Source organism: Plantibacter sp. CFBP 8775, assembly GCF_014839505.1.
Lineage (GTDB): Bacteria > Actinomycetota > Actinomycetes > Actinomycetales > Microbacteriaceae > Plantibacter > Plantibacter auratus.
Genome location: NZ_JACYNV010000001.1, coordinates 2,313,690 through 2,340,175, shown reverse-complemented (window position 1 = coordinate 2,340,175; position 26,486 = coordinate 2,313,690). Strand labels below are relative to the sequence as shown.

The 26,486-nt window shown below is 68.8% G+C and carries 22 protein-coding genes; 10 read left to right on the top strand and 12 right to left on the bottom strand.

What is annotated here, in order from left to right:
• Positions 1–72 precede the first annotated feature (72 nt).
• Positions 73–1,137, bottom strand: a complete 1,065-nt coding sequence (gene zapE, locus IFR14_RS11030; RefSeq protein ID WP_191941085.1) for a cell division protein ZapE — start codon at positions 1,135–1,137, stop codon at positions 73–75.
• Positions 1,138–1,273: 136 nt separating this feature from the next.
• On the opposite strand from zapE, the gene IFR14_RS11025 reads away from it, so the two are divergent.
• Positions 1,274–2,176 carry a sulfurtransferase gene (locus tag IFR14_RS11025; RefSeq protein WP_121290722.1) on the top strand — a complete coding sequence of 301 codons (903 nt, stop codon included), beginning with the start codon at positions 1,274–1,276 and terminating at the stop codon, positions 2,174–2,176.
• Positions 2,177–2,259: 83 nt separating this feature from the next.
• A complete protein-coding gene (locus IFR14_RS11020) occupies positions 2,260–2,694 on the top strand; it encodes a SufE family protein (RefSeq protein WP_191941084.1) in 435 nt (144 codons plus the stop codon).
• 16 nt (positions 2,695–2,710) lie between these two features.
• On the opposite strand, the gene IFR14_RS11015 is transcribed toward IFR14_RS11020, so the two are convergent.
• Positions 2,711–3,967, bottom strand: coding sequence for an alpha/beta hydrolase family protein (locus IFR14_RS11015; protein ID WP_079705892.1), 1,257 nt, complete (start codon positions 3,965–3,967; stop codon positions 2,711–2,713).
• Between the two features lie 25 nt (positions 3,968–3,992).
• Between IFR14_RS11015 and IFR14_RS11010 the strand changes: the two genes are divergently transcribed.
• The 4 genes from IFR14_RS11010 to IFR14_RS10995 all read left to right on the top strand — a co-directional run bounded on the left by IFR14_RS11010 (position 3,993) and on the right by IFR14_RS10995 (position 9,251).
• Positions 3,993–4,589: a DUF3000 domain-containing protein gene (locus IFR14_RS11010; RefSeq protein ID WP_079002473.1), complete on the top strand. Its 597-nt coding sequence runs from the start codon at positions 3,993–3,995 to the stop codon at positions 4,587–4,589.
• A complete protein-coding gene (locus tag IFR14_RS11005) occupies positions 4,582–5,829 on the top strand; it encodes an HRDC domain-containing protein (protein ID WP_191941083.1) in 1,248 nt (415 codons plus the stop codon). Before IFR14_RS11010 ends, IFR14_RS11005 begins: the two co-directional genes overlap by 8 nt.
• 74 nt (positions 5,830–5,903) lie before the next feature.
• Positions 5,904–7,109, top strand: coding sequence for a thiolase family protein (locus tag IFR14_RS11000; RefSeq protein WP_064293790.1), 1,206 nt, complete (start codon positions 5,904–5,906; stop codon positions 7,107–7,109).
• Positions 7,110–9,251: a 3-hydroxyacyl-CoA dehydrogenase NAD-binding domain-containing protein gene (locus IFR14_RS10995; protein ID WP_191941082.1), complete on the top strand. Its 2,142-nt coding sequence runs from the start codon at positions 7,110–7,112 to the stop codon at positions 9,249–9,251.
• 105 nt (positions 9,252–9,356) lie between these two features.
• Here IFR14_RS10995 and IFR14_RS10990 read toward each other — a convergent pair whose 3' ends face one another.
• The 7 genes from IFR14_RS10990 to dut form a co-directional block, all read right to left on the bottom strand.
• Complete coding sequence (locus IFR14_RS10990) at positions 9,357–10,334, bottom strand: aldo/keto reductase (RefSeq protein WP_124769310.1); 978 nt, start codon at positions 10,332–10,334, stop codon at positions 9,357–9,359.
• The gene (locus IFR14_RS10985; protein WP_191941081.1) at positions 10,331–10,714 is read right to left on the bottom strand and encodes a MerR family transcriptional regulator; all 384 of its coding nucleotides are present in this window, start codon (positions 10,712–10,714) and stop codon (positions 10,331–10,333) included. Before IFR14_RS10985 ends, IFR14_RS10990 begins: the two co-directional genes overlap by 4 nt.
• Before the next feature lie 55 nt (positions 10,715–10,769).
• On the bottom strand, positions 10,770–12,734 hold the full coding sequence (dxs, locus tag IFR14_RS10980) for a 1-deoxy-D-xylulose-5-phosphate synthase (RefSeq protein WP_191941080.1): 1,965 nt from the start codon (positions 12,732–12,734) through the stop codon (positions 10,770–10,772).
• A gap of 143 nt (positions 12,735–12,877) precedes the next feature.
• Positions 12,878–15,697 carry an aconitate hydratase gene (locus IFR14_RS10975; RefSeq protein ID WP_191941079.1) on the bottom strand — a complete coding sequence of 940 codons (2,820 nt, stop codon included), beginning with the start codon at positions 15,695–15,697 and terminating at the stop codon, positions 12,878–12,880.
• 246 nt (positions 15,698–15,943) lie between these two features.
• A complete protein-coding gene (locus tag IFR14_RS10970; RefSeq protein ID WP_137241709.1) occupies positions 15,944–16,657 on the bottom strand; it encodes a DUF3159 domain-containing protein in 714 nt (237 codons plus the stop codon).
• Between the two features lie 81 nt (positions 16,658–16,738).
• A complete protein-coding gene (locus IFR14_RS10965) occupies positions 16,739–17,359 on the bottom strand; it encodes a DUF3710 domain-containing protein (protein WP_086473327.1) in 621 nt (206 codons plus the stop codon).
• Positions 17,356–17,865, bottom strand: a complete 510-nt coding sequence (gene dut / locus IFR14_RS10960; protein ID WP_137241710.1) for a dUTP diphosphatase — start codon at positions 17,863–17,865, stop codon at positions 17,356–17,358. The genes IFR14_RS10965 and dut overlap by 4 nt, the downstream gene beginning before the upstream one ends.
• A gap of 38 nt (positions 17,866–17,903) precedes the next feature.
• On the opposite strand from dut, the gene IFR14_RS10955 reads away from it, so the two are divergent.
• Positions 17,904–18,350 (top strand): DUF3093 domain-containing protein, encoded by a 447-nt coding sequence (locus IFR14_RS10955; RefSeq protein ID WP_079705884.1) that lies wholly within the window; start codon positions 17,904–17,906, stop codon positions 18,348–18,350.
• A gap of 87 nt (positions 18,351–18,437) precedes the next feature.
• Here IFR14_RS10955 and IFR14_RS10950 read toward each other — a convergent pair whose 3' ends face one another.
• Entirely contained in the window at positions 18,438–18,731 is a 294-nt protein-coding gene (locus IFR14_RS10950) for a DUF4193 domain-containing protein (RefSeq protein ID WP_056005937.1), read from the bottom strand.
• Between the two features lie 199 nt (positions 18,732–18,930).
• Between IFR14_RS10950 and sepH the strand changes: the two genes are divergently transcribed.
• On the top strand, positions 18,931–20,046 hold the full coding sequence (sepH, locus tag IFR14_RS10945) for a septation protein SepH (RefSeq protein WP_191941078.1): 1,116 nt from the start codon (positions 18,931–18,933) through the stop codon (positions 20,044–20,046).
• Positions 20,047–20,058: 12 nt separating this feature from the next.
• Here the strand turns inward: sepH and IFR14_RS10940 are convergent, their stop codons facing one another.
• The gene (locus IFR14_RS10940; protein WP_249406908.1) at positions 20,059–21,201 is read right to left on the bottom strand and encodes an alkaline phosphatase family protein; all 1,143 of its coding nucleotides are present in this window, start codon (positions 21,199–21,201) and stop codon (positions 20,059–20,061) included.
• Positions 21,202–21,288: 87 nt separating this feature from the next.
• Between IFR14_RS10940 and IFR14_RS10935 the strand changes: the two genes are divergently transcribed.
• A complete protein-coding gene (locus tag IFR14_RS10935) occupies positions 21,289–23,796 on the top strand; it encodes a DNA gyrase/topoisomerase IV subunit A (protein WP_191941077.1) in 2,508 nt (835 codons plus the stop codon).
• 92 nt (positions 23,797–23,888) lie between these two features.
• On the opposite strand, the gene IFR14_RS10930 is transcribed toward IFR14_RS10935, so the two are convergent.
• Positions 23,889–25,967, bottom strand: a complete 2,079-nt coding sequence (locus tag IFR14_RS10930) for a DNA gyrase/topoisomerase IV subunit B (RefSeq protein WP_229938850.1) — start codon at positions 25,965–25,967, stop codon at positions 23,889–23,891.
• 231 nt (positions 25,968–26,198) lie between these two features.
• On the opposite strand from IFR14_RS10930, the gene IFR14_RS10925 reads away from it, so the two are divergent.
• The gene (locus IFR14_RS10925) at positions 26,199–26,429 is read left to right on the top strand and encodes a DUF7455 domain-containing protein (RefSeq protein WP_079705880.1); all 231 of its coding nucleotides are present in this window, start codon (positions 26,199–26,201) and stop codon (positions 26,427–26,429) included.
• The last annotated feature ends 57 nt before the right edge of the window (positions 26,430–26,486 follow it).

Below are 26,486 nucleotides of genomic sequence, written 5' to 3'. Positions count from 1 at the left end.
TCAGCGTGTTTCCGACGTGTTACGCGAGTGCCGCTCAGGTAAACAGCGTGTTTCGTGACCAGGTGGGGCCGATCAGTCCATCGAGGTGAGGGCGATCATGCGCGACATCGCGCGCAGGTACTTCTTGCGGTATCCACCGTTGAGCATGTCGCCACCGAACACCTCGTCGAGGGCCGTGCCGGTCGTGACCACGGGGATCTGTGCGTCGTACACCCGGTCGATGAACGCGACGAGCCGGAGCGCCTGGCCCTGGTCGGTCAACTCGTGGACGTCGCGGAGCGCGATCAGGTCGACGCCGTCGAGCAGTCCGATGAATCGTGAGGGGTGGACGGCGGCGAGGTGGGTGATGAGACCGTCGAAGGTGTCGACCGTGACGTCACGGTCGGCGGCCGCCGCCTCCGCGGTGCGGGCGTCGAACCGCTCCTCGGGGCTCACCACGGCGTGTCCCTCGATGCTGCGGCGGCGGTAGTCGGTGCCGTCGATGCGGAGGGTCTCGAAGTTGGCGCTCATGGCCTGGATCTCGCGGAGGAAGTCGGCTGCGGCGAAGCGGCCCTCCCCCAGGGCGTTCGGCGGCGTGTTGGAGGTCGCCGCGATCCTCGTCCCGGTCGCGACGAGTTCCCCGAGCAGTCGGGTCATGACCATCGTGTCGCCCGGGTCGTCGAGCTCGAACTCGTCGATGCAGATGAGCGTCGCGCCCGTCAGCTGCGCGACCGCCGCCGCGTAGCCGAGCGCACCGACGAGGGCCGTGTACTCGATGAAGGTGCCGAAGTACTTCTTCCGACCGGGAGCGTCGTGCCAGAGCGCGGCCAGGAGGTGGGTCTTGCCGACGCCGAAGCCACCGTCCAGGTAGATGCCCGGCTTGGCCGCCGGCGCCTTGGACTTCCGCCGGCCGAAGAAGCCGCCGCCGCCGCCACCGGCCTGAGGCGCGAAGAAGCCGCGGAGCTTCTCGACCGCGGCCGCCTGGCCCGGGAAGTCGGGATCCGGACGGTACGAGTCGAAGCTCGCCTGCTCGAACTGCCGGGGCGGCGTCAGGCTCGCGACGATCTCGGCGCCACTGACCGTGGGGACACGGTCGGTGAGGCTGCGGAATCCGGTCGGGACGGAAGGCGTGGTCACGGCAAACCTCTGGCTCTGCATGGGTGCTGGGTTACGGCGTCTGACGCATCGGTGCGGTTCGGTGGTGCGGACGGCGTACTGTCGAAGGGACAGGCTTCCAGCCTAGATGCACGACACCCGAGCCCCACCGCAGCCAGCTGCACGACCGGAGGTACCCATGACCGTCGACGCCGATTCGACCTCGACCAAGTTCACCGCCTACGCCCACCCCGAGCGCCTCGTCACGGCGGAGTGGCTTGAAGCGCACCTGGGTGAACCCGGTCTCGTCGTCGTCGAGTCCGATGAGGACGTCCTCCTCTACGAGACCGGCCACATCCCCGGCTCGGTGAAGGTCGACTGGCACACCGACCTCAACGACCCGGTCGAGCGCGACTACATCGACGGAGCCGCGTTCGCCGCGCTGCTCGGGTCCAAGGGGATCTCGCGAGACGACACCGTCGTCATCTACGGCGACAAGAACAACTGGTGGGCCGCCTACGCCCTGTGGGTCTTCAGCCTCTTCGGACACGAGGACGTCCGGCTGCTCGACGGTGGACGCGACAAGTGGATCGCGGACGGCCGGGCGATCACCCGCGACGCCACGGAGCGCGACGCCGTCGAGTACCCCGTGGTGGAGCGCGACGACACGGCCCTCCGCGCCTACAAGGACGACGTGCTCGCCCACCTCGGCAAGCCGCTCATCGACGTCCGCTCCCCCGAGGAGTACAGCGGTGAACGCACCACGGCGCCCGCCTACCCCGAAGAGGGTGCGCTCCGCGCCGGTCACATCCCGAGTGCGCAGAGCGTCCCGTGGGGTAAGGCGGTCGCCGAGGACGGCACCTTCCGGCCGGCCGAGGAGCTGGACGCGATCTACCGCGACGGCGCGGGCCTCGCCGAGGGCGACGAGGTGATCGCCTACTGCCGCATCGGCGAGCGGTCGAGCCACACGTGGTTCGTCCTGCAGCACCTGCTCGGGTTCGACAACGTCCGCAACTACGACGGGTCCTGGACGGAATGGGGCAGCGCCGTGCGCGTGCCGATCGTGCAGGGCGCCGAGCCAGGCGACGCACCGACGCGCTGAGCTCGTCCACCCACCGCCCTCCCGCACGGCTTCACTGTGCGGGAGGGCGGTCCGCTGTTCCCGGCTGCGATACTGGAGTGACCATGACCGATTCCCTCCTCGCCCCGAACCTCGCCGAGATCCGAGATGAGTTCCTCGCCATCGAGGAACGCTCACGGCTGCAGCTGCTCCTCGAATTCAGCGACGAGCTGCCGGACCTCCCGGAGCGCTACCGCGACCACCCCGATCTCATGGAGCGGGTGCTCGAGTGCCAGGCACCCGTGTTCTTCTTCGTCGAGGTCGACGAGGACGGCATCGTGCACCTGTTCGCCACGGCTCCCGAGGAAGCGCCCACCACTCGCGGGTTCGCGAGCATCCTCGTCCAGGGGCTCGCCGGACTCACCGTCGACGAGGTCCTCGCCGTCCCCGACGACTTCCCACAGATGATCGGACTCTCCCGGGCGGTGTCGCCACTGCGACTGCGTGGGATGTCGGCGCTGCTCGGCCGGACGAAGCGCCGCCTCCGCGAACTCGCCTGAGTCGTCGGCCCGTCGGTCAGTGCCCGGGCGGTAGCGGCACGAGCTCGTCGAGCCAGTCCGAGACCGCGGCGGTCCAACGCTCCGGGTCGTAGTTCCAGAGCTTCGTGTGACGTGCGACGGTGAACGGGACGAACGTCACGATGTCCGGTCGTGCGAGGGCGAGCGCCCGCGACGGCCCTGCCGGCACGTAACCGTCGTCGTCACTGTGCATCAGCAGGATCGGCAAGGCGAGGTCGGCGGCGTTGGCGACGTAGTCGAGCCGACCGAGATCGATGCTCGTCGCCTGCCCGGTCAGGAGGCGTCCCCACCGGCGGCTGATGGCGAGCAGGGCGACCCGACCGACCACGCTCGGGATCCGGTTCTCGCGGGCCTGGTGCTGCAGGACGTCCACCCAGTCGATGACCGGCGAATCGAGCGCCACGGCGCGGAGGAGTTCGGGGTGCGTCGTCCGCCGTGACGCCTGGAGCACGATCGCTCCGCCCATGGACCAGCCCATGAGTACGACGTCGGCGGCGCCCTGTTCACGAACCCAACCGATGGCGGCGTCCACGTCGCGCCACTCCTCGTCGCCGAGCGCGTAGCGGAAGTCCAGTGCGGGCGGAGCGTCGCCGTCGTTGCGGTAGGAGACGAGCAGGCATGAGTACCCGGCGTTGCGGAAGCTCGGCACCGCTCGGAGCGCTTCGGATCGCGTGGTCCCCCGGCCGTGCACCAGGACGGCCCAGCGGGTGGACGGCCCGTCCTCCGGGTGGATCGCCCACGCCGGCGCCGGCCCGAGCGGGGTCGGGACGAGCACGTCCTCGTGGGCGAGGCCCAGTTCCTCCGGGCGGCGGAAGAACCACCCGCTGAACTCGGCCTCCTGGCCGACGCGGAGTGCGTCGACGTCGCCGCCGAGGAGCGTCCGGACCACGGTGTGCTGCCGCACCTCGAGGATGTCGCCCAGCTGCACGTAGGCGGCCCGTCTCGTCACCCAGCTGCCGTAGCGGCCGGGGACGATCGTGTCCGGGGACGCGACGAGTTCGACCGTCCCGCCGGCACGGTCCAACCCGACGATGCGAGCCTCACTCGGGCGGTCCCGAGCCGGGACCACCACCTTGCGGGCGATGGTCGCGACGACGGCGAGTCCGAGGGCGCCGACGGCGGCAGCGGCTCCACCGGCGATGACGATCGCATCCGTCGCCGAACCCCGCCGTCGGATGCCGGTGCTCGCCGCTCCTCGACCGCCTGCCTGCGACCCGGGTCCGCGTCTCCGCCCGGCGTGCCTCTGCCCATTCATCGGGATGTAACTCTAGTCTTCACTCGTGGTAGAGAGTCCGACGACGGCAAAGGTTCCCGAAGAGTTCGCCCGAGCGGTGGACGCTGTTCGCGCTGCAGCCGTCCGGCCCGATCTGAGAGTCACGGAGATCCCCGCGCCGAGCAATCTCGCGCCGTTCGCCATCGCCCTCGCGGCCGACGTCTCGCCGAGTCGCCACGATGCCGACTCCGACCTCGGTACGGGGCGGTTCGTCCTCCTCTACGACCCGGACGGCTCTGACGCCTGGGGTGGACGCTTCCGCGTCGTCTGCTTCGCCCAGGCCCCCCTGGAGACCGAGATCGGACTCGACCCGTTCCTTGCCGAGGTCGCCTGGTCCTGGCTCGTGGACGCCCTCGACACCCGCGGCGCCTCCTACCAGGCAGCGTCCGGTACCGCGACGAAGATCATCTCGAGTGGTTTCGGGGAGCTCGCCCGGCAGGGCGACGGCGCACAGATCGAGCTTCGAGCGTCGTGGACACCGCTGGAGAGCGACGTCGCGGCGCACGTGGAAGGATGGGGGGAGCTGCTGTGCATGCTCGCCGGCCTGCCTCCGACCACCGAAGGGGTCTCCCTGTTGTCCGTCAAACGAGCTCACCGTGAGTGACGCGGCGCCCGAATCAGCACCGCTCCTCCCGCCGCCCGCGCCCACCGCACCACGGGTCGTCACCGACACCCGCGAGGCCTACCTCGCCTCCCTCGAGGTGCTCGCGGCGGGTCACGGACCGTTCGCGCTCGACGCCGAACGGGCGTCGGGCTACCGCTACTCGCAGCGGGCCTACTTGATCCAGGTCTACCGTCGCGGTGCCGGGGTCTTCCTCTACGACCCGCCCGCCATCGGCTCCATGGCCGAACTCGGTGCCCTGATCCAGGGCGAGCGGTCGATCCTGCACGCGGCCAGCCAGGACCTCGCATGTCTCCGCGAAGTGGGCATCGACCCGAGCGAGCTCTTCGACACCGAGCTGGGTGCCCGTCTGCTGGGGCTGCCGCGTGTCGGGCTCGGCGCCGTGGTCGAAGAACTGTTGGGCATCCATCTGGCGAAGGAGCACTCCGCCGCCGACTGGTCGACCCGCCCGCTCCCCGCCTCCTGGCTCGAGTACGCGGCGCTCGACGTCGAGCTGCTCGTCGACGCCGCAGAGGAACTGGCAGCCCGCATCGAGGATGCCGGGAAGAGCGACATCGCGCGGCAGGAGTTCCAGGCCACGCTCGCCCGGGAGGCCAAGGCACCCCGCGCCGAGCCCTGGCGCCGCCTCTCCGGACTCCATGCCGTGCGCGGACAACGCAACCTCGCCGTCGCTCGCGAGCTCTGGGTCGCGCGTGACGAACTCGCGCAGCGCCGCGACACCGCCCCCGGGCGGCTCATCCCCGACGCCTCGATCACCGCGGCCGCGAAGGCCAACCCCAGCTCGAAGCGCGACCTCGCAGTGCTCTCGGACTTCCGTGGGCGCGCGAGCCGCACCGAACTGGACCTCTGGTGGAACGCGATCCACACCGGCCAGACCACCGAGGACCTCCCCGGTGCCCGCCCGGCCAGCGACACGCTGCCGCCCCCGCGCAGCTGGTCCGACAAGAACCCGGATGCGCACGCCAGGTACACCGCGGCACGGACGAAGATCCTCGCGACGGCGGAGTTCCTGACGATGCCGGTCGAGAACCTGCTCACGCCGGAGACGCTGCGCCGACTGGCCTGGACGCCGCCCGAACCACTCACCGTCGAGACGGTCGCTGCAGCACTCGCCGAGCACGAGGCACGCCCCTGGCAGATCGACGCGACCGCCCGGGCGATCACCGACGCCTTTGTCGAGTCGGCCCAATCCCCGGTGGAGCCTGACCCGGACGCTTCGTAGGAAGCGCTGCACCCGGGTGTCCACCCGTGTCTGCCGCCTAGGATCGGGGCGTACCCCGAGAATGAGGAGGCAACGTGGCCGAACAAGCCGACGTCGTATTCGTTGATGGAGTCCGGACACCGTTCGGACGAGCCGGCGAAAAGGGCATGTACTGGAACACCCGGGCTGACGACCTGATCGTCAAGGCGATCATCGGACTGCTCGAACGTCATCCCGGTCTGCCGCTCGACCGCATCGACGAGGTCGCCATCGCGGCGACGACCCAGCAGGGCGACCAGGGGCTCACGCTCGGCCGGACCGCCGCGCTGCTCGCCGGCCTCCCGAAGTCCGTACCCGGATTTGCGATCGACCGCATGTGCGCCGGAGCGATGACCTCCGTCACGACGCTCGGCAGCGGCATCGCATTCGGTGCCTACGACCTCGTCCTCGCCGGTGGCGTCGAGCACATGGGACGTCACCCCATGGGGCTGGACGCCGACCCGAACCCGCGGTTCCTCGCCGAGCGCCTCGTCAGTGAGGACGCGCTGAACATGGGCAAGACGGCCGAGCGCATCCACGACCGGTTCCCGCAGCTCACGAAGGAACGCTCCGACCGCTTCGGCATGCGTAGTCAGCAGAAGGTCGCGGCCGCCTACGAAGCCGGACGGATCCAGCCCGACCTCGTCCCGGTCGCGCTCCGGAGCGACAGCGGATGGGGACTCGCCACCGGCGACGAAGGGCTCCGTCCCGAGACCACGATGGAGGGGCTCGCCGGACTGAAGACGCCGTTCCGGCCCCACGGCCGTGTCACCGCAGGCAACGCCTCGCCGCTGACCGACGGCGCCACGGTGAGTCTGCTCGCCAGTGCCTCGACGGCGAAGGAGCTCGGTCTCACTCCGAAGATGCGCCTCGTCAGCTTCGCGTTCGCGGGCGTCGAGCCCGAGATCATGGGCATCGGTCCCGTGCCGTCCACGGAGAAGGCCCTTCGGAAGGCGGGCCTGTCGATCGAGGACATCGGTCTGTTCGAACTGAACGAGGCCTTCGCCGTGCAGGTGCTCTCCTTCCTCGACCACTTCGGCATCGACGACGAGGACCCGCGGGTGAACCCGTGGGGTGGCGCGATCGCCGTCGGGCACCCGCTCGCGGCATCCGGCGTCCGACTCATGATCCAGCTCGCGGCGCAGTTCGCCGAGCACCCCGAGGTGCGCTATGGACTCACGGCGATGTGCGTCGGCCTCGGCCAGGGCGGCACCGTGATCTGGGAGAACCCGTACTTCACCGGCAAGAAGGGACGCAAGTAGATGACCGACTACACGACCATCGACTTCTCGGAGCTCGTCGCGATCAGCGGCGACGACGAGGTCGTGACGCGCTCCTTCGTCAAGGACATCACCACGGCGAGCGGGCGCACGATCGCGCTCATCACCCTCGACAACGGACGCGACCACACGAGGCCGAACACCCTCGGCCCGGTCACGCTGCTCGAGCTCGACGGCGTCCTCGAGACGCAACGGACCCGTGCCGCGTCCGGCGAGATCGACGGTGTCGCCATCACGGGCAAGCCGTTCATCCTGGCGGCCGGCGCCGACCTGAGCAAGGTCGGCGACATCCCCTCCCGTGAGGTCGCGACCAAGCTCGCGCAGCTCGGCCACCATGTCTTCGGCAAGCTCGAGGACCTCGGCGTACCGACCTTCGTCTTCATCAACGGACTCGCGCTCGGTGGCGGACTCGAGATCGGCCTCAACGCGAACTACCGGACCGTCGACGCCTCGGCGCCCGCGATCGCGCTCCCCGAGGTGTTCCTCGGACTCATCCCGGGCTGGGGTGGCGCCTACCTGCTCCCGAACCTGATCGGCATCGAGAACGCACTCAACGTCGTCATCTCGAACCCGCTCAAGAACAACCGGATGCTCAAGGCGCAGGACGCGCTCGCCTACGGCATCGCGGACGTCATGTTCCCGTCCGCCAACTTCCTCGAGGACTCGTTGCGCTGGGCAGACGGGGTGCTCGGTGGCACGGTGACCGTGCAGCGCAAGAACGTGCCGGGCAAGGTGGAGCGGACGATCAAGTGGCCGCTCGCCATCAGCACCGCCCGTAAGATGCTCGAGAGCAAGATCGGCACGGTCGCGAAGTCGCCCTATGCGGCCCTCGACCTGCTCGAGGCCGCCCGCAGCGGCACGAAGGCACAGGGGTTCGAGCGAGAGGACCGGGCGCTGTCCGAGCTCATCGTCGGCGACCAGTTCCAGGCGAGCATGTACGCGTTCGACCTCGTGCAGAAGCGCGCCAAGCGCCCGGCGGGAGCGCCCGACAAGCAGCTCGCCCGACGAGTCACGAAGGTCGGCATCATCGGTGCCGGGCTCATGGCGAGCCAGTTCGCGCTGCTCTTCCTCCGGCGGCTCCAGGTGCCGGTGGTCATCACCGACCTCGACCAGGGCCACGTCGACGCCGGCGTCGCCCGGATCCACGGCGAGATCGACACCCTCCGAGGGAAGGGGCGCATCTCCCCCGACGAGTCGAACCGCCTGAAGGCGCTCCTGTCCGGCACCACGGACAAGGCCGACTTCGCGGACTGCGACTGGGTCATCGAGGCCGTCTTCGAAGAGGTCGGCGTCAAGCAGAGCGTGTTCGCCGAGGTCGAGCAGTACGTCTCGGAGCAGGCGGTCCTCGCAACGAACACCTCCTCGCTCTCCGTCGAGGAGATCGGGGCGAAGCTCGCGCACCCCGAGCGGCTCGTCGGCTTCCACTTCTTCAACCCGGTCGCCGTCATGCCGTTGCTCGAGGTCGTCCGCACACCCCAGACGGACGACGAGACGCTCGCGACGGCCTTCGCCACCGCGGCGAAGCTGAAGAAGAGCGCCATCCTCACCGCCGACGCTCCCGGCTTCATCGTCAACCGACTCCTGGCGAAGGTCATGGGTGAGGCGGCGCACGCCCTGGACGCCGGCACCCCGCTGCTGACGGTCGAACGTGCCTTCGCGCCCATCGGCCTGCCGATGACGCCCTTCCAGCTCATCGACCTCGTCGGTTGGAAGGTCGCCGCGCACGTGCAGGACACGATGGTCGGGAAGTTCCCCGACCGGTTCTTCGCGTCGGAGAACCTCCACCGGCTCGCCGGCCTGGACTCGGTCGTCGAGAAGGACAAGGGCGGCAAGGTGACCGGCTTCACGAAGCAGGCCCAGAAGGTGCTCGTCACGGGCGACAGCCCGCTCAGCGAGGACGAGATCCTGCGACGGGTCGAGGACGGCCTCGCGTCGGAGATCAAGCTCATGTTGGACGAGGGCGTCGTCTCAGCCGCCCAGGACATCGACCTCGGGCTCATCCTCGGTGCGGGTTGGCCGTTCCAGGACGGCGGAGCGACGCCGTACCTGGACCGCGTGGGTGCGAGCGAGCGTGCCTTCGGCGACACCTTCCACCACCCGCCCATCCGGGGCGTCCAGGCGTAGTCCGCGCGGTGTCGCGAGAGCGGGGTGTCCTCCACCATCGGTGGACGGCACCCCGCTCTCATGATTGAGCCTCGAGCGACGCCGGCCCTCAGCGCCTGCCGGAGCTCAGCGGTTGACGGTGCTCATGTCCGGATACCGGTCGCCGGCCGGGAGACGGAGTGCGTCGAGTCGAGCGAGCGCGTCGGCCGACAGGGAGAGCTCGTCGGCGCCGAGGTTCTCCTCGAGGTACGGGATCCGCTTCGTGCCGGGGATCGGCGCGATGTCGTCACCCTGGGCCAGCAACCAGGCGAGCGCCACCTGGGCCGGTGTCGCATCGAGCGACGCGGCGATCCGGTCGACCTCTTCGACGATCGCGATGTTCGCAGCGAGGTTGTCCCCCGTGAAGCGCGGGTTGGCGCGACGGAAGTCGGTCTCGTCGAGCACGTCGAGCGATCGGATCGTACCGGTGAGGAACCCGCGACCGAGCGGCGAGTACGGGACGAAGCCGATGCCCAACTCACGGACGGTCGGCAGGATCTCCGCCTCGGGGTCGCGGCTCCAGAGCGAGTACTCCGTCTGCAGAGCCGTGATCGGGTGCACGGCGTGTGCACGCCGGATCGTGTCCGGAGCCGCCTCCGACAGACCGATGTACCGGATCTTGCCCTCGGTGACGAGCTCCGAGAGTGCACCCACCGTCTCCTCGATGGGAACGCCCGGATCCACGCGGTGGAGGTAGTAGAGGTCCACGACGTCGGTCCCGAGCCGACGCAGCGATCCCTCGATCGACAGACGCACGTTCGCGGCGCTGCCATCGGCGCCGAACTGTCCGTCACTGGAATTGCGGATCGTCCCGAACTTGGTCGCGAGGGTCACCTCGTCCCTGCGTGACCCGAGTGCAGCGCCGAGCAGTTCCTCGTTGAGGTAGGGACCGTACATCTCAGCGGTGTCGAAGAAGGTGACGCCGAGGTCCAGGGCGCGGTGGATCGTCGCGGTGGATGCCGCATCGTCGAGGGCGGCACCGGTGTAGAACGCCGACATCCCCATGCAGCCGAGGCCGATCCGGGCGATGTCTGGTCCGGCTGTGCCGAGTGTGATGTGCTTCATCGTGTTGCCACCTGTTCTGTGTAGAGTTCGATCTTGCGATCGATGACCTCCAGCGACTGCTGCATCTCCTCGAGGCGGGCCAGGAACGAGATCCGATGCCGCAGCAGCAGCTCGAGCCTCGCCTCGGCGGTGTCGTCACCGCGCTGAGCCAACACCGTGTACTCGCGGAGCGTCGCGATCGGCATGCCCGTCGATCGGAGCCTCGTCAGGAACACGACCCAGGACACGTCGCCCTCGCTGTAGCGGCGGTGCGTCGATGAGCTGCGGCCGATCGGACGTGGCATGAGCCCTGCGCGCTCGTAGTACCGGAGCGTGTGGACGCTCAGTCCGGTCTGTTCGGCGACGTCGGAGATGGCGTAGCCCTCGTGGAGAGTGGTCATGTCCACACGATACGACTTCGAGTGCACTCGAAGTCAAGCGTGCCACAGCCCCCGCTCAGGCGCCGTGGGGCCTCGTCGTGCTCCGCTCCGAAGACGTGTCCTGCTCGACGCGGTCGTCAGGCAGTGGGCGGGCGACGGGGATCCGGCTGCCGAGGACCTGTGCCACGACGTCGCGGGCGATCTGCTGCGCTGTGAGGCCCGCATCCTCGAGGATCTGCTCGCGTGACGCGTGGTCGATGAACTCGTCCGGCACGCCGAGCTCGTCGACGGCCGTGTCGACGCCGGCCTCGCGGAGGGTCTGCCTGATGCGGGTGCCGATACCTCCGACGCGGATGCCGTCCTCGATGGTGATCACGAGCCGATGCGCCGCGGCGAGCTCGACGAGCGATTCGGCGACGGGGACCACCCAGCGGGGGTCGACGACGGTCGCGCCGATGCCCTGCTGGGCGAGTCGGTCCGCCACGTCGATCGCGATGGGCGCCATCGGGCCGACGGCGACGATGAGGACGTCCGGCTGCTCGGTCGTCCGGAGGACGTCGACACCGTCGTGCAGACGCTCGACGGCCGGGAGCTCGGCGGGGGCGCTGCCCTTCGGGAACCGGATGACGGTCGGGGCGTCGTCGATCGAGACGGCCTCACGCAGTTCCTCGCGCAGCCGCTCGCCATCACGCGGTGCCGCGATCCGGATACCCGGGACGACTTGCAGGATCGCGAGGTCCCAGATGCCGTGGTGGCTCGGTCCGTCGGGGCCGGTCACGCCGGCGCGGTCGAGGACGATCGTGACCCCCGCGCGGTGCAGCGCGACGTCCATGAGCAGTTGGTCGAAGGCGCGGTTCACGAACGTCGCGTACACGGCCACCACCGGGTGCAGTCCACCGAACGCGAGCCCGGCCGCCGAAGTGAAGGCGTGCTGCTCGGCGATGCCGACGTCGTGCACCCGCTCGGGGAAGCGTTCGGCGAAGGCGTGGAGCCCGACCGGTCGCAGCATGGCGGCCGTGATGGCCACGACGCGGTCGTCGGCCTCAGCCACTGCGAGCATCTCCTCGCTGAACACGGCCGTCCAGGACGGTCGGGACGCTGCCCCGACGGGCTCCCCGGTCTCGGGATCGATCACCCCGACGGCATGGAACTGATCGGCGTCGTCGTCGCGTGCCGGCTGGAACCCACGACCCTTCTCGGTGATCGCATGGACGATCACCGGTGCGCCGTAGTGCTTCGCCTGGGTCAGGGCCTCCTCCATCGCGTGGATGTCGTGTCCGTCGACCGGCCCGATGTACTTGATGTCGAGGTTGGAGTAGAGCGCCTCGTTGTTCGTGAGGCGGGACAGGAACCCGTGGGCACCTCCGCGGACGCCCCGATAGAGCGCGCGTCCCGGACCGCCGAGGAGGTTGAAGGCCCGCTGGCTGCGCTCGCGCAGGTCGCGATAGCTCCGGCGGGTCCGCACACCACTCAGGAACCGCGCCATACCGCCGATGGTCGGCGCGTACGACCGGCCGTTGTCGTTGACGATGATGACGAGCCGGCGGGTGTTGTCGTCGCTGATGTTGTTGAGCGCCTCCCACGTCATGCCACCCGTCAGTGCGCCGTCGCCGACGACCGCCACCACATGGCGCTCGTCCTGCCCGGTCATCTGGAAGGCGCGGGAGATGCCGTCCGCCCAGCTGAGCGAGCTCGAGGCGTGCGAACTCTCGACGATGTCGTGCTCGGATTCGGAACGCTGCGGGTAGCCGGCGAGACCGCCGCGGGTCCGGAGTCCGGAGAACTCCTGACGGCCGGTCAGCAGCTTGTGCACGTAGGACTGGTGTCCGGTGTCGAACACCATCGGATCCGTCGGGGAGTCGAACACCCGGTGCATCGCGATCGTGAGCTCGACGACGCCGAGGTTCGGACCGAGGTGTCCGCCGGTCTTGGAGACGTTGGCGATGAGGAAGGCACGGATGTCGCCGGCGAGTTCGACGAGTTCCGCCTCGGAGAGGCCGTCGAGGTCCCGGGGTCCGTTCACCTGATCGAGCACTGTCACGCTGTCGTCCCTCCACCGTGGGCCGACCGATCGCTCGGAGCCCGTCTTTCGAGTGTACGCGTCGTGGGCGGGGTGGGCGGCGAACGCCGCAGGCCGGCCCCGACGGTTGCTGTCGGGACCGGCCTGGTGGTAGAACCTCGTCGTCAGACGAGGCTGCGGAGCACGTACTGCAGGATGCCGCCGTTGCGGTAGTAGTCGGCTTCACCGGGCGTGTCGATGCGGACGACCGCGTCGAACTCGACCGGCTCCTTGCCGGGAGCCGAGTGCTCGCTCGGGACGGCGCTCACGCGGACCGTCTTCGGCGTGGTGCCGCTGTTGAGCTCCTCGAGACCGGCGATCGACACGATCTCCGTGCCGTCGAGTCCGAGCGAGGCCCAGCTCTCGCCTTCCGGGAACTGCAGCGGGACGACGCCCATGCCGATGAGGTTCGAGCGGTGGATGCGCTCGAAGCTCTCGGTGATGACCGCCTTGACACCGAGGAGGCTCGTGCCCTTGGCCGCCCAGTCGCGGGAGGAACCGGAGCCGTACTCCTTGCCACCGAAGATGACGAGGGGCGTGCCCTCGGCCTGGTAGTTCTGCGACGCGTCGTAGATGAAGGACTGCGGTGCGTCGGCCTGCGTGAAGTCGCGGGTGTAGCCGCCCTCCACGCCGTCGAGCAGCTGGTTCTTCAGGCGGATGTTCGCGAACGTGCCGCGGATCATGACCTCGTGGTTACCGCGACGCGAGCCGTAGGAGTTGTAGTCCTTCCGACCGACGCCATGCTCGTCGAGGTACCGGCCTGCGGGCGAGTCGGCCTTGATGTTGCCGGCCGGGCTGATGTGGTCGGTCGTGACCGAGTCGCCGAGCTTCGCGAGGACGCGGGCTCCGACGATGTCGGAGACGGGGGTCGTCTCCATGGTCATGCCGTCGAAGTACGGGGGCTTCCGCACGTACGTCGACTCCTCGTCCCACTCGAAGGTCGAGCCCTCGGGGGTCTGGAGCGAACGCCAGCGCTCATCCCCGTCGAAGACGCCGCTGTACTCGTGGTCGAACATCTCCTTGTTGATGGAGGTGTCGATCGTGTGCTGGACCTCTGCCGCGTCGGGCCAGATGTCCTTCAGGAAGATGTCGTTGCCGTCCGCGTCGACACCGAGGGCGTCGACCTCGAAGTCGAAGTTCATCGACCCCGCGAGGGCGTAGGCGATGACCAGCGGCGGGCTCGCCAGGTAGTTCATCTTGACGTCCGGGTTGATCCGGCCCTCGAAGTTGCGGTTGCCCGAGAGGACGGCGGTGACGGCGAGGTCGTTGTCCTGGACGGCGGTCGAGATCTCGTCGAGCAGCGGACCGGAGTTGCCGATGCAGGTCGTGCAGCCGTAACCGACCGTGTAGAAGCCGAGGTCCTCGAGGTACTCGGTGAGACCGGCTTTCGCGTAGTAGTCGGTGACGACCTTGGAACCCGGAGCGAGCGTGGTCTTGACCCACGGCTTCGCCTTCAGGCCCTTCTTGCTGGCGTTCCGGGCCAGGAGGCCTGCGGCCAGCATGACCGACGGGTTCGAGGTGTTCGTGCACGAGGTGATCGCGGCGATCGCGACGGCACCGTGGTCGAGGGTGAAGTCGACCCCGTTCTGCTCGAGGGTGACCTGGGTCGGCTTCGAGAGGGACGCCGGAGCGTGGCTCCGGTGCGTGTGGTGGTGGTGGTTGTTCTCGTCCTCGTCCTGCGGCGTGGTACCGGCCGGGTCGGAGGCGGGGAAGGAACCGGCGCCGACGAGGTCGACGATGTCGTGCTCGACCGTGGCGTAGTCGACGAGGTCGCGCTCGAACTGAGCCTTCGCGTCCGTCAGCTCGATGCGGTCCTGGGGACGCTTCGGGCCGGCGATCGACGGGACGACGGTGGCGAGGTCGAGCTCGAGGTACTCGCTGAAGACCGGCTCCTGGTCGGCGTCGTGCCACAGCTTCTGGGTCTTGGCGTAAGCCTCGACCAGTGCGATCTGCTCGTCGCTGCGACCGGTGAGGCGCAGGTAGTCGAGCGTGACGTCGTCGATCGGGAACATGGCGGCCGTCGAGCCGAACTCGGGGCTCATGTTGCCGATGGTGGCGCGGTTCGCGAGCGGCACCTCGGCGACGCCTGCTCCGTAGAACTCGACGAACTTGCCGACGACGCCGTGCTTGCGGAGCATCTGGGTGATGGTGAGGACGACGTCCGTCGCGGTGACGCCCGTCGGGATGGAGCCGTTCAGCTTGAAGCCGACGACCTTCGGGATGAGCATCGACACGGGCTGGCCGAGCATGGCGGCCTCAGCTTCGATACCGCCGACGCCCCAGCCGAGCACGCCCAGGCCGTTGACCATGGTCGTGTGCGAGTCGGTGCCGACACAGGTGTCGGGGTAGGCGCGCAGGACGCCGCCGACCTCGCGCGTCATGGTGACGCGGGCGAGGTACTCGATGTTGACCTGGTGCACGATGCCGGTTCCCGGCGGGACGACCTTGAAGTCGTCGAACGCCGTCTGGCCCCAGCGGAGGAACTGGTACCGCTCGCCGTTCCGCTCGTACTCGAGCTCGACGTTGCGCTCGAGCGCGTTCTCGCTGCCGAAGAGGTCGGCGATGACCGAGTGGTCGATGACCATCTCGGCCGGGGCGAGCGGGTTGATCTTGTCGGCGGAGCCGCCGAGTGCCTCGACCGCTTCGCGCATGGTGGCGAGGTCGACGATGCACGGCACGCCGGTGAAGTCCTGCATGACGACGCGAGCCGGGGTGAACTGGATCTCGGTGTCGGGGTCCGCGGTCGGAACCCAGTCGCCGATCGCGCGGATGTGCGCCTCGGTTATGTTGGCACCGTCCTCGGTGCGCAGCAGGTTCTCGAGGAGCACCTTGAGGCTGAACGGCAGCTTCTCGTGACCCTCCACCGTGTCGATGCGATAGATCTCGTAGTCGGTCGTCCCGACAGTCAGGGTGTCTTTCGCCCCGAAGCTGTTCACGGTGGACATATCGTCTTCTCCTTCGTTGGCGGCGGCGAGTGCTCACTCACGTGCGTTCCGACCAATCTTGCTGCTGGCGGGTGCTCCGCGGCTAGCAAGGCTTGCCTAACTACAGGCTGGGGCGCGTCGTGTCATCTCGGCATCGCTCATCTATCTTGATGTCGAGACAATTCTAGCATCGAGGATCGGGTCCTCCCGACATGACGAGAGCCCGGCCCGAGACACGCTGACGCGTCGGGCCGGGCTCTCGGCGGATCACTCGGTGGATGCCTGCGGCGCCTTCGGGAACACGGCGCGGACGACGAGCCAGCTGAGGACGAGCAGTGGCGCGTAGAGCGGGATGCCCATGAGGAGCCGGAGCGTGCCGAGGAGTTCGACGTTCCCACTGAAATAGAGGGGCAGCTGCACGAGGAGTCGTGCGGCGAACATGGCAACCCACACCAGCGTCAGCCACCGCATGGCGCGTCGTTGTCCGGGGTGGGAGCGCCAGCTCGTGCCGCTGCCCATGAGGTAGCCGGCCACGAGTCCGACGACGGGCCATCCGACGAGCACCGAGACGAGGAGGGCCACGGCATAGGCGCCGTTGGTCCAGAACCCGACGACGTAGAAGTCCTCAGCGCGGCCGGACAGCAGAGCCAGAGCCGCTGAGAGTGCGATGCCGAGGAGGCCGCCGACGGCCTGCGTGACCGGCTGCCGCTGCACGAGGCGTGCCACGGAGAAGAGGACCCCGAGGGCGACCGGAGCGATGATCGACGGGAGCAGGTCGAGGGTCAGCGTGTAGACGACGAGGAACAGGAGTCCGGGCAGGATCGCCTCGACGATGCCGCGCACGCCGCCCATGGCGAGCAGCAGTGCCTTGCCGGTGGGGGCGTCGCCCTCGGCCATCGCGCCCAGACCGGACTTGCGTGCGGCGGCACCGAACGCCGCGGACATCGATTCACCGAGCCGCTGTCGATCCGAATCACCCATGGCATCAGGGGAACCCGACGCGTCACGGTGCTCGACCGGGTCGACTCCGCGGGGCTCCGGTTCTCGTGCGTCCGTCATCGACTACGCGCTCGTGGCCGTCGGCATGCGCAGCGGGATGAGGTCGCGCGGCGGCATGGGCGAGTTGCCCCGAACGACGACGAGGCTGCGGAAGAGGTCGTCAACGAGTGCGGCGGCGTCCGGCTTCGAGGCGCCCTCCCCCGCGACGACGCCGCGGAGGAACCAGCGCGGTCCGTCGACGCCGATGAAGCGTGCCAGGTGGGTCGCGTCGGTGCCTGCTGCACCACCGGTCGGCACCTCGGCGACGAGCTCAGGACCGAACTCGCCCTCGCGCTCGGTCACGGTGCCACCCTGCTGGGCGATCTGCTCGGCGATCTGCGAGCGGGTCTCGTTCCACAGACCGGTCGACCGCGGGGCGGCGAACGGCTGGACCTGCAGGGTGGAACCGGCGTAGTCGAGGCCGACCGCGACGACGCGCTTCGTCGCCTCCTCCACCTCGAGGCGGAGGTTCAGCCCTTCCCGAGGCAGCACCTTGACGCCACCGAGGTCGATGTAGGGACGGACGGGGTTCGCCTCGCTCTCGTCGAACGGGCCGGCGGTCTCACGGTCCTCAGGTGCGGACTTCGCGTCGTCGGGCAGCTCCGCGTCGAGGTCGAGGTCTGGGAGGTCTTCGAGTTCGCTCATGCGAGGGTTCCTGTCTGCGCGGCACCGTCGGTGCTGATGGTTGGGTCGGTGGCGGCCGGTGTCGTGGAGAGCGAGCCGACGCCGGTCGAACCGAAGCCTCCGGCTCCTCGTGCACTGCCTGGCAATCGCTCCACCGGGATGAAGTTGGCGCGGGACACCGGCATCACGATGAGCTGGGCGATGCGGTCGCCCGGCTCGACGGTGAAGGAGGCGTGACGGTCGGTGTTGAGGAGCGTGACCTTGATCTCGCCGCGATACCCGGCGTCGACCGTACCCGGCGAGTTGACGACGGTGATGCCGTGTTTCGCCGCGAGACCGCTTCGTGGGACGACGAACGCGGCATGGCCGTCGGGCAGGGCGATCGAGACGCCGGTGCCGACGAGGGCGCGCTCACCCGGTTCGAGCACGACGTGCTCGGCGGACACGAGATCCGCACCCGCATCGCCGGGGTGTGCATAGCCGGGCAGATCCGGCGCGATAATGAGTACGTCAACGCTTTCGGTCACGAATCGAGGGTAGTGCAGTTCTCTGAGACAAGGCAGACATGCAGCCGTACCGTGAAACCCTCTGGCCCAGCCCCTGGGTCATCATCGCCCTCGCCCTCGTGGTGCCGGCGACCATGCTCGTCCTCGCGCCCGTTTCGCTCGCGGCGGGGATCGTCGGGGCGGTGGTGCTGTACGGCGGGTGCCTTGCGCTGGCGTTCGGGACGGCGCCGAGGATCCAGGTCTCCGAGTCGAGCCTGTCGGTCGGGAAGGCGTCGATCCCGCTCGGGTTCATCGGTGAGGTCGTGGTGTACACCGGGACCGACGCGACCGCTCAGCTCCGCACCAAGCTCGATGCACGCGCCTGGCTCATGATCCGCGGGTGGGTGCACAGCCTGGTGAAGGTGGAGATCGTCGACCCCGCCGACCCGACGCCGTACTGGCTGCTGTCGTCCCGTCGGCCGCAGGCCCTGGCGGATGCGATCGCCGCGGCACGCACGCACGCCTGAGGCGGCCACCGCTCGAAGCCGCAACGACAGAACCCCTCCGGATCGTGATCCGGAGGGGTTCTGTGTGCCGCTCGCGCGGCGGTGCTGTCAGGCTGCGCACTCCGCGCAGATCGGGCCGAACTTACCCTCGTGGTCGAGCTGCGAGCGGTGCTTCACGAGGAAGCACTCCATGCAGGTGAACTCGTCCGCCTGGGGCGGGAGCACGACGACGTCGAGGTCGAGGTCGGAGAGGTCGGATCCACCCAGGTTGTAGTCACCCGGGTTGTCAGCGTCTTCGGAGTCGACGACTCCGGACAGCTTGTCTGGAACGCGCTCCTTCAGGGCCTCGATCGACTCGGAATCGTCGTCGGTCTTGCGGGGAGCGTCGTAATCAGTTGCCATGCCTATCCACTTCTCGATGCCGTCGGAACAAAATCGGCGGGCACAGTTTGCATCAGTTCCGCATGAATTGCAAACCGTGTTCGGGAGGGTGTGCGGAACCTTCCCGTGCAACTGACGGCACGCCCGGCGTATTCCCCGAATACGCCCGTGATCCGTGAGAACGTGGGTCAATCACGTGGCACGCTGAGAGGCATTCATCATGCAGGAATTGAAGGTAGTCGGAGCGGAGCTCGGCGCTCTGATCGTTGCAGATCGGAACGAGGAGGAATACCGCCTCATCGTCGACGATTCGTTCCACGTCCACCTGCGGCGGGCGAAGCCGGCCGGTGCGCCCATCGGTGGGAACACCAAGATCTCCCCGAGGGAAGTGCAGGCACACATCCGCAGCGGGCTCTCCGCCGAGGACGTCGCAGCGGTCACCGGCGCCTCACTGGAGTACGTGCAGCGGTTCGAGGGTCCGGTGATGGCGGAGCGCGAGCACATCGTCGGCACCGCCCTGGGCGTCGCCGTCCTGCCGACGACGGACACGTCGGCCGACGACATCGAGGCCACCTTCGGGAACGTCATCCGGGCTCGACTCGAGAAGCTCGGCGCGACCGACGAACGGTGGACGAGCTGGAAGGAACCCGAGGGCGGCTGGATCGTCAAGCTGTCCTTCGCGGCCGACCAGGTCGACCACGACGCCCGCTGGGCGTTCGAGCCGAAGAAGCTCGCCCTCACGCCCATCGGCAGTGAGGCCACGACCCTCTCGCGTCAGGGCGACCTGCCGGCCGCGCTGATCCCCCGCTTGCGTGCGGTCGACACCGACGACTCCCCCGACACCTCACGCTTCGACAGCGGCGCGTTCTCCCTGGACCGCGTGTCGACGCCGCAGACCGAGACCGACCGTCCCGCCGAGACGCGTCCGATCGAGCCGTTGCCGTTCGCGGCCGACACGGGCTTCGGCCGTGCACCGTCCTCGAAGGCTGCGACGCAGGCCGCGATCAACCGTGAGGCGTCGAGCCCCGAGCAGCACAACCAGACCGCGGACCTGTTGGAGGCGCTCCGCAAGCGCCGTGGCGAGCGGGAGGCCGCTCCCAGCGAACCCGAACCTGCCGATCGCCCCAGTGCGCCGCACGCCGTCCCGGATCAGCAGACGCCGCTGGCGGTGTTCGACACCGGTGAGTTCGAGGCGGCGCAGCAACGACGCGCGGGCGATTCCGAGTCCTCCGATGGTGGCACGCCGTCCGGGGCCAAGGCGCGCCGCGGCCGGGCGTCGATGCCGTCCTGGGACGAGATCGTGTTCGGTGCGAAGTCCGACGACGACCCGGTCTGATCGGTCAGGGCTTCAGGGCTCGTAACGACCGAGGCCGAGGAGCGGTATCCGGCGTTCGTCGTCGGTGAGCGATCCGTGCTGTCCGATCATGCCCCTCGCGCTCTGATCGGCGGGACGTGAATCGTAGTAGGCGATGCGCTTCCGGGCGGCGACGATGACGTCGCCGATCCGTGGCAGCACCTCAGGGTCGACCTCGCCATACCAGCCGTGGTCGATCGCCTGCTCGCGTGTCGCGATCCAGGCGCGGCCTCCCTCCTCGGCTCGCCAGGCCTCAGCCAGGCGCTCCCGATCCGCTGGGCCTGCATCGGTGTCGAGATAGAGGTGAAGGCATCGCGGCTCGCCGCCGATGTGGCGGACACCGGCGACCAGCTCGGGGACCTGGTCGAAGAGCACGTGCTGGTGCTGTGCAACGTCGATCACCCCGTGGTCGGCGGTGATGAGCGCGCCGGTCGACGCGGGCAAACGTGACGACCACCGCTTGAGATCGCCGTCGAGCTCCTCGAGGAGCGCCGTCCAGCGGCCCGACTCCCACCCGTACTCGTGCGCTGCCTGATCGAGCTCGGGGACGTACACGTAGCTGAGTGTGGGGCCGGCGGTCGTGGACGCGATCTCTCGGGCCGCGTTGAGGCGGTCCGCCATCGAGCGTCCGGCCCGGTAGTCCGCCCCTCGGAGCACGGCTCGGGTGAAGCCCGAATTGCGGTATCGCTCCTGACCGATCACCGTCGTGGTGACGCCCTCGGCTCTCGCTCGCTCGAACACGGTCGGGAGGCGCTGCCAGGTCTCGGGCACCATGCCGGCGTCCCAGCCGCTGAGTTGGTTCACGACCCGGTCCCCCGCCACGTCCCGTGCTCGGTAGCTGACGAGGCCGTGCCGGCCCGGCAACGAGCCGGTGGTCAGCGTCGCGATCCCGGCCGCGGTCGTCGACGGGAACGCCGACGTCGTGGTGGAGCGCGGACCGAGGCGCGGCGCGAGGAACCGAGCGTGGGCGGCTGCTCCACGGAGGTTCGCGGCGCCGAGGCCGTCGACGAGGACGACGACGGCATGGTCGGCCCGGGGCAGCGATCCACCGCCCACCGTCAGGGATGCGAGGCAATCCGGGAGGACACCGGCAAGGCTGCGTGACTCCGGATCGACCGTCGGTAGCATGGTGGTCATCGGGCTCAGTCTCGCACACCGCGCTGACGACCACGCCCCGCCATCCTCGCCGAGCACCGGCTCGACTCCCCTCAGCAGAGACACGGAATGACCCGCCAACAGCAGACCCCGCCGACGGAGACCAGTGGCGAGCGCATCGAGGACATCGATGTCTCGTCGGAGATGCAGACCTCCTTCCTGGAGTACGCCTATTCGGTCATCTACGCCCGTGCCCTCCCCGACGCGCGCGACGGCCTGAAGCCGGTGCAGCGCCGCATCCTCTACCAGATGACCGAGATGGGCCTGCGCCCGGATCGTGGCCACGTGAAGTCGGCCCGCGTCGTCGGCGAAGTGATGGGGAAGCTGCACCCGCACGGCGACACGGCGATCTACGACGCACTCGTCCGCCTCGCACAGCCCTTCACGCTCCGCGTCCCGCTCATCGACGGGCATGGGAACTTCGGCTCGCTCGACGACGGACCCGCCGCGCCGCGGTACACGGAGGCCCGGCTCGACGCCGCCGCACTCGCCCTGACGGCCGACCTCGACGAGGACGTCGTCGACTTCGTCCCGAACTACGACAACCAGTTCATGCAGCCCGAGGTCCTCCCGGCCGCGTTCCCGAACCTCCTCGTGAACGGCGCCAGCGGCATCGCGGTCGGTATGGCGACCAACATGGCGCCGCACAACCTCGTCGAGGTGATCGGCGCGGCCCGGCACCTCATCGCGCATCCTCAGGCCACCCTCGAGGACCTGATGGAGTTCGTCCCGGGTCCCGACCTCCCCTCCGGCGGCACGATCGTCGGGCTGGACGGCATCAAGGACGCCTACGCCACCGGTCGCGGCTCCTTCAAGACCCGCGCCAAAGTCTCCGTCGAAGCGGTCACCGCGCGGAAGACCGGTCTGGTCATCACCGAACTGCCCTACCTGGTCGGTCCGGAGAAGATCATCGAGAAGATCAAGGACGGTGTCAGCTCCAAGAAGCTCAACGGCATCTCCGACGTCACCGACCTGACGGACCGCATCCACGGGCTCCGCCTCGTGATCGGGATCAAGACCGGCTTCTCCCCCGAAGCCGTCCTGGAGCAGCTCTACCGCTACACGCCCCTCGAGGACTCCTTCAGCATCAACAACGTCGCGCTCGTCGACGGCGGCCCGCAGACGCTCGGCCTCCGGGAACTGCTGCAGGTGTACGTCGACCACCGCATCAGCGTGGTCACCCGCCGGAGCCGGTTCCGGTTGGCAAGACGCAAGGAACGCCTCCACCTCGTGGAGGGCCTCCTCATCGCCATCCTCGACATCGACGAGGTCATCCAGGTCATCCGCGCGAGCGACGACTCCGAACAGGCCCGCGCGAGGCTCATCGAGGTCTTCGACCTCTCGCAGCTGCAGGCCGAGTACATCCTCGAGCTCCGTCTTCGACGACTCACCAAGTTCTCGCGGATCGAGCTCGAGGCCGAGCGCGACAAGCTGCTGGCCGAGATCGCCGAACTCGAGCGGTTGCTCGGGAGCCAACGACTCATCCGCGCCGCGGTCTCCGCTGAGCTCGCCGCTGCGGCCGAGCAGTTCGGCACACCGCGCCGGACCATGCTGACGAACGCGAAGCCGAGCGTCGCGACGACCGGCCGAGGGAAGAGCGCCCCGGTGCTCGAGCTCGCCGACACCCCGTGCCGCGTCTACCTCAGCGCGACCGGACGGGCGCTCCGCGTCGACCTCGAGCAGGACGCGCCCGCCCCACGACCCGGTCGGCGGAGCAAGCACGATGCGATCCTGAGTGTCGTCGAGACCACGAGCCGCACCGAACTCGGTGCGGTCACGAGCCTCGGTCGCGTCATCCGGTTCACCCCGCTCGACCTCCCCGCGGTGCCGGCGGCCTCCATCCAGCTCGCGGCCGGAGTCCGGATGGGCGAGTACCTGTCGCTCCCGAACCGCGATGAGCGCGTGCTGGCGATCGTCTCGCTGACCTCGGAGCAACCGATCGTGCTGGGAACCGAGACCGGCGTGGTCAAGCGGGTCATCCCCGGCGACCTGCCGAACAAGCCGGACTTCGAGGTCATCACGCTCAAGCCGCGCGACCACGTCGTCGGGGCGACGCAGGTCGGCGACGACGCGGAACTCGTCTTCGTCGCCTCCGACGCACAACTGCTCCGGTTCGCCGCGACGTCCGTCCGTCCGCAGGGGCGGGCCGCGGGTGGCATGGCCGGCATCAACCTGGCGGCCGGTGCGAAGGTCATCTCGTTCACGGCGGTCCTGCCCACCGACGACGTCGTCGTCGTGACCGTCGCGACCAATTCGCTGACGCTCGCCGGAACGGACACCGGGAGCGCGAAGGTGTCGGAGTTCTCCGAGTTCCCCGCCAAGGGTCGTGCGACCGGCGGTGTCCGGTCGCAGCGCTTCCTGAAGGGCGAGGACCAGCTGGCCGTCGCGTGGGTCGGCGCCGCTCCGGCGCACGCCGTCGGGACGGACGGGACACCGCGGACGCTCCCGGAGGTCGGCGCGAAGCGGGATGCCTCAGGGGCGCCGCTGGACGCCCCCGTCGGGTTCATCGGCGGCGCGATCACCGCACCGGCAGCACCGGCGACGGACGACGCGGTAGCGAGCGACGAATCGTCCTGATCGGAGCTGCGCACTGACGAAGGCCCGGACTGAGCGCACTGCTCGATCCGGGCCTTCGTCGTCGGTCCTGCTTCTCGGTGGACGACCGACGATCAGACGTCGATGCTCTCCCGTGACAGCCGGTCGGAGCTGTCGACGATGAACTCCTTGCGCGGGGCGACGTCGTTGCCCATGAGGAGTTCGAAGATCCGTCCGGCCGACTCCGCATCCTCGACCCGGACACGGCGCAGCGTCCGGTGACGGCGGTCCATGGTGGTCGTGGCCAGCTGGTCGGCGTCCATCTCGCCCAGGCCCTTGTAGCGCTGGATCGGTTCCTGGTGCTTCTTGCCGGTGCGCTTGAGGTCGCTGAGCACCGCGTGCAGTTCGGCTTCGGAGTAGGTGTAGATCGTCTCATTCGGCTTGGAGCCGGGATTGATGACGATGACGCGGTGGAGCGGCGGTACCGCGGCGAACACGCGACCCGCTTCGATCAGCGGCCGCATGTACCGGAAGAAGAGCGTGAGCAGGAGCGTCCGGATGTGGGCGCCGTCGACGTCGGCGTCGCTCATGAGGATGATCTTGCCGTAGCGGGCGGCGTCGAGATCGAACGATCGTCCGGAGCCCGCGCCGATGACCTGGATGATGGACGCGCACTCGGCGTTCGACAGCATGTCGGAGACGGAGGCCTTCTGCACGTTGAGGATCTTGCCTCGGATCGGGAGCAGCGCCTGGTAGGAGCTGTCTCGGGCGAGCTTCGCCGTACCCAGTGCCGAGTCGCCCTCGACGATGAAGAGTTCGCTGGACTCGAGGTTGCCCGAGCGGCAGTCGACCAGCTTGGCCGGGAGCGACGAGTTCTCGAGCGCGTTCTTGCGGCGTTGCGTCTCCTTGTGGGTCCGCGCGGAGATCCGGGACTTCATCTCCGACACGATCTTCTCGAGCACGAGCGCGGTCTGCGCCTTGTCGTCGCGCTTGGTCGAGGCGAACCGCTCCTTGAGCTCCTTCGTGACGACGTTGGCGACGATGGCGCGGACGGCCGGCGTGCCGAGGATCTCCTTCGTCTGGCCCTCGAACTGCGGCTCCGCGAGGCGCACCGTCAGCACCGCTGTAAGGCCGGCGAGGACGTCGTCCTTCTCGAGCTTGTCCGTGCCGACCTTGAGTCGACGGGCGTTCTGCTCGACCTGGGCGCGGAGGAACTTCAGGAGGCCCTGGTCGAATCCGAGTTGGTGCGTGCCGCCCTTCGGCGTGGCGATGATGTTGACGAAGCTGCGCATGACCGTCTCGTACCCGGTACCCCACCGCAGCGCGATGTCGACCTCTGCCTCGCGCTCCACCTCGGTGGCGACCATGGTGCCCGACGGCGACAGCACCGGGACGGTCTCGGTGAACGTGCCGCTGCCGGTGAGGCGCCAGGTGTCGGTGAGCGCGGTGTCGCCCGCGAGGTAGTCGACGAACTCGGAGATGCCGCCCTCGTAGCGGAACATCGCCTCGGTCGGCTCCTCGACGGTCTCGTCGCGGATGTGGATGCCGAGCCCCTTGATGAGGAAGGCGGTCTGGCGCGCGCGGCCGAGGAGCTCCTCGGCCTGGAACTGGGCGCCTTTCGTGAAGATCTGGCGGTCGGCCCAGTAGCGGATCCGGGTGCCGGTCACGCCGCGCTTCGTCTTGCCGATGACGCGGAGCTCGCTCTGCTTCTCGAACGGCGTGAAGGGTGCGTCCGGGGTCGGCTCCCCCGTGTCGGCGAAGATCCCCGGCTCACCGCGGTGGAAGGACATGGCGTAGGTCTTGCCGCCGCGATCCACCTCGACGTCGAGTCGCTCGGACAGGGCGTTGACGACGGATGCGCCGACGCCGTGCAGCCCGCCGGACGCGGCGTACGAACCGCCGCCGAACTTCCCGCCGGCGTGGAGCTTGGTGAAGACGACCTCGACACCGGAGAGGCCGGTCTTCGGCTCGATGTCCACCGGGATACCACGTGCGTGGTCGCGCACCTCGACGCTCTGATCGGCGTGGAGGACGATCTCGATCTGATCGCCGTACCCGCCGAGGGCCTCGTCGACGGAGTTGTCGATGATCTCCCAGAGGCAGTGCATGAGGCCACGCGAGTCGGTGGAACCGATGTACATGCCCGGTCGCTTGCGCACCGCCTCGAGGCCTTCGAGGACGGAGAGATGCCTGGCGGAGTAGTCGCTGCTCACGCTTCCCAGCGTAGTCGTCGGCACCGACACGCCGAGGGAGACACTCGGCGCGCGATCGCCCGGACCCGCTCGACGGCGCGTTCTCGCGGGCCGTCGACCCATCCGGCTGCACGGTTGATCCGAATCATCTACGCGCACAGCGAAACGAACACGGAATGGGACCCCGTTGTGACAATCGCGTGCTTTCATGAGTACTACGAGTTTCGTAGCCGCCCGAGTCAGGAGGAGCACATGTCACAGACTGCTACCGAGAGCACGCCGAGTGACCTCGACGCCCAGCAACTGACTGCCGCCGATCGTTGCGATCTGTGCGGAGCACAGGCCTACATCCGCGTGCAGATGAACAGCGGTGAACTGCTGTTCTGCGCGCACCACGGCAAGAAGTACCAGGAGAAGCTGACGCAGGTCGCGACCGACTGGCACGACGAGTCCGCGCGACTCTTCAACGAGCAGCGCGCCTAGTCCACCGGCATCACGACGAAGGGCCCCGGATCCGAGATCCGGGGCCCTTCGTCATGT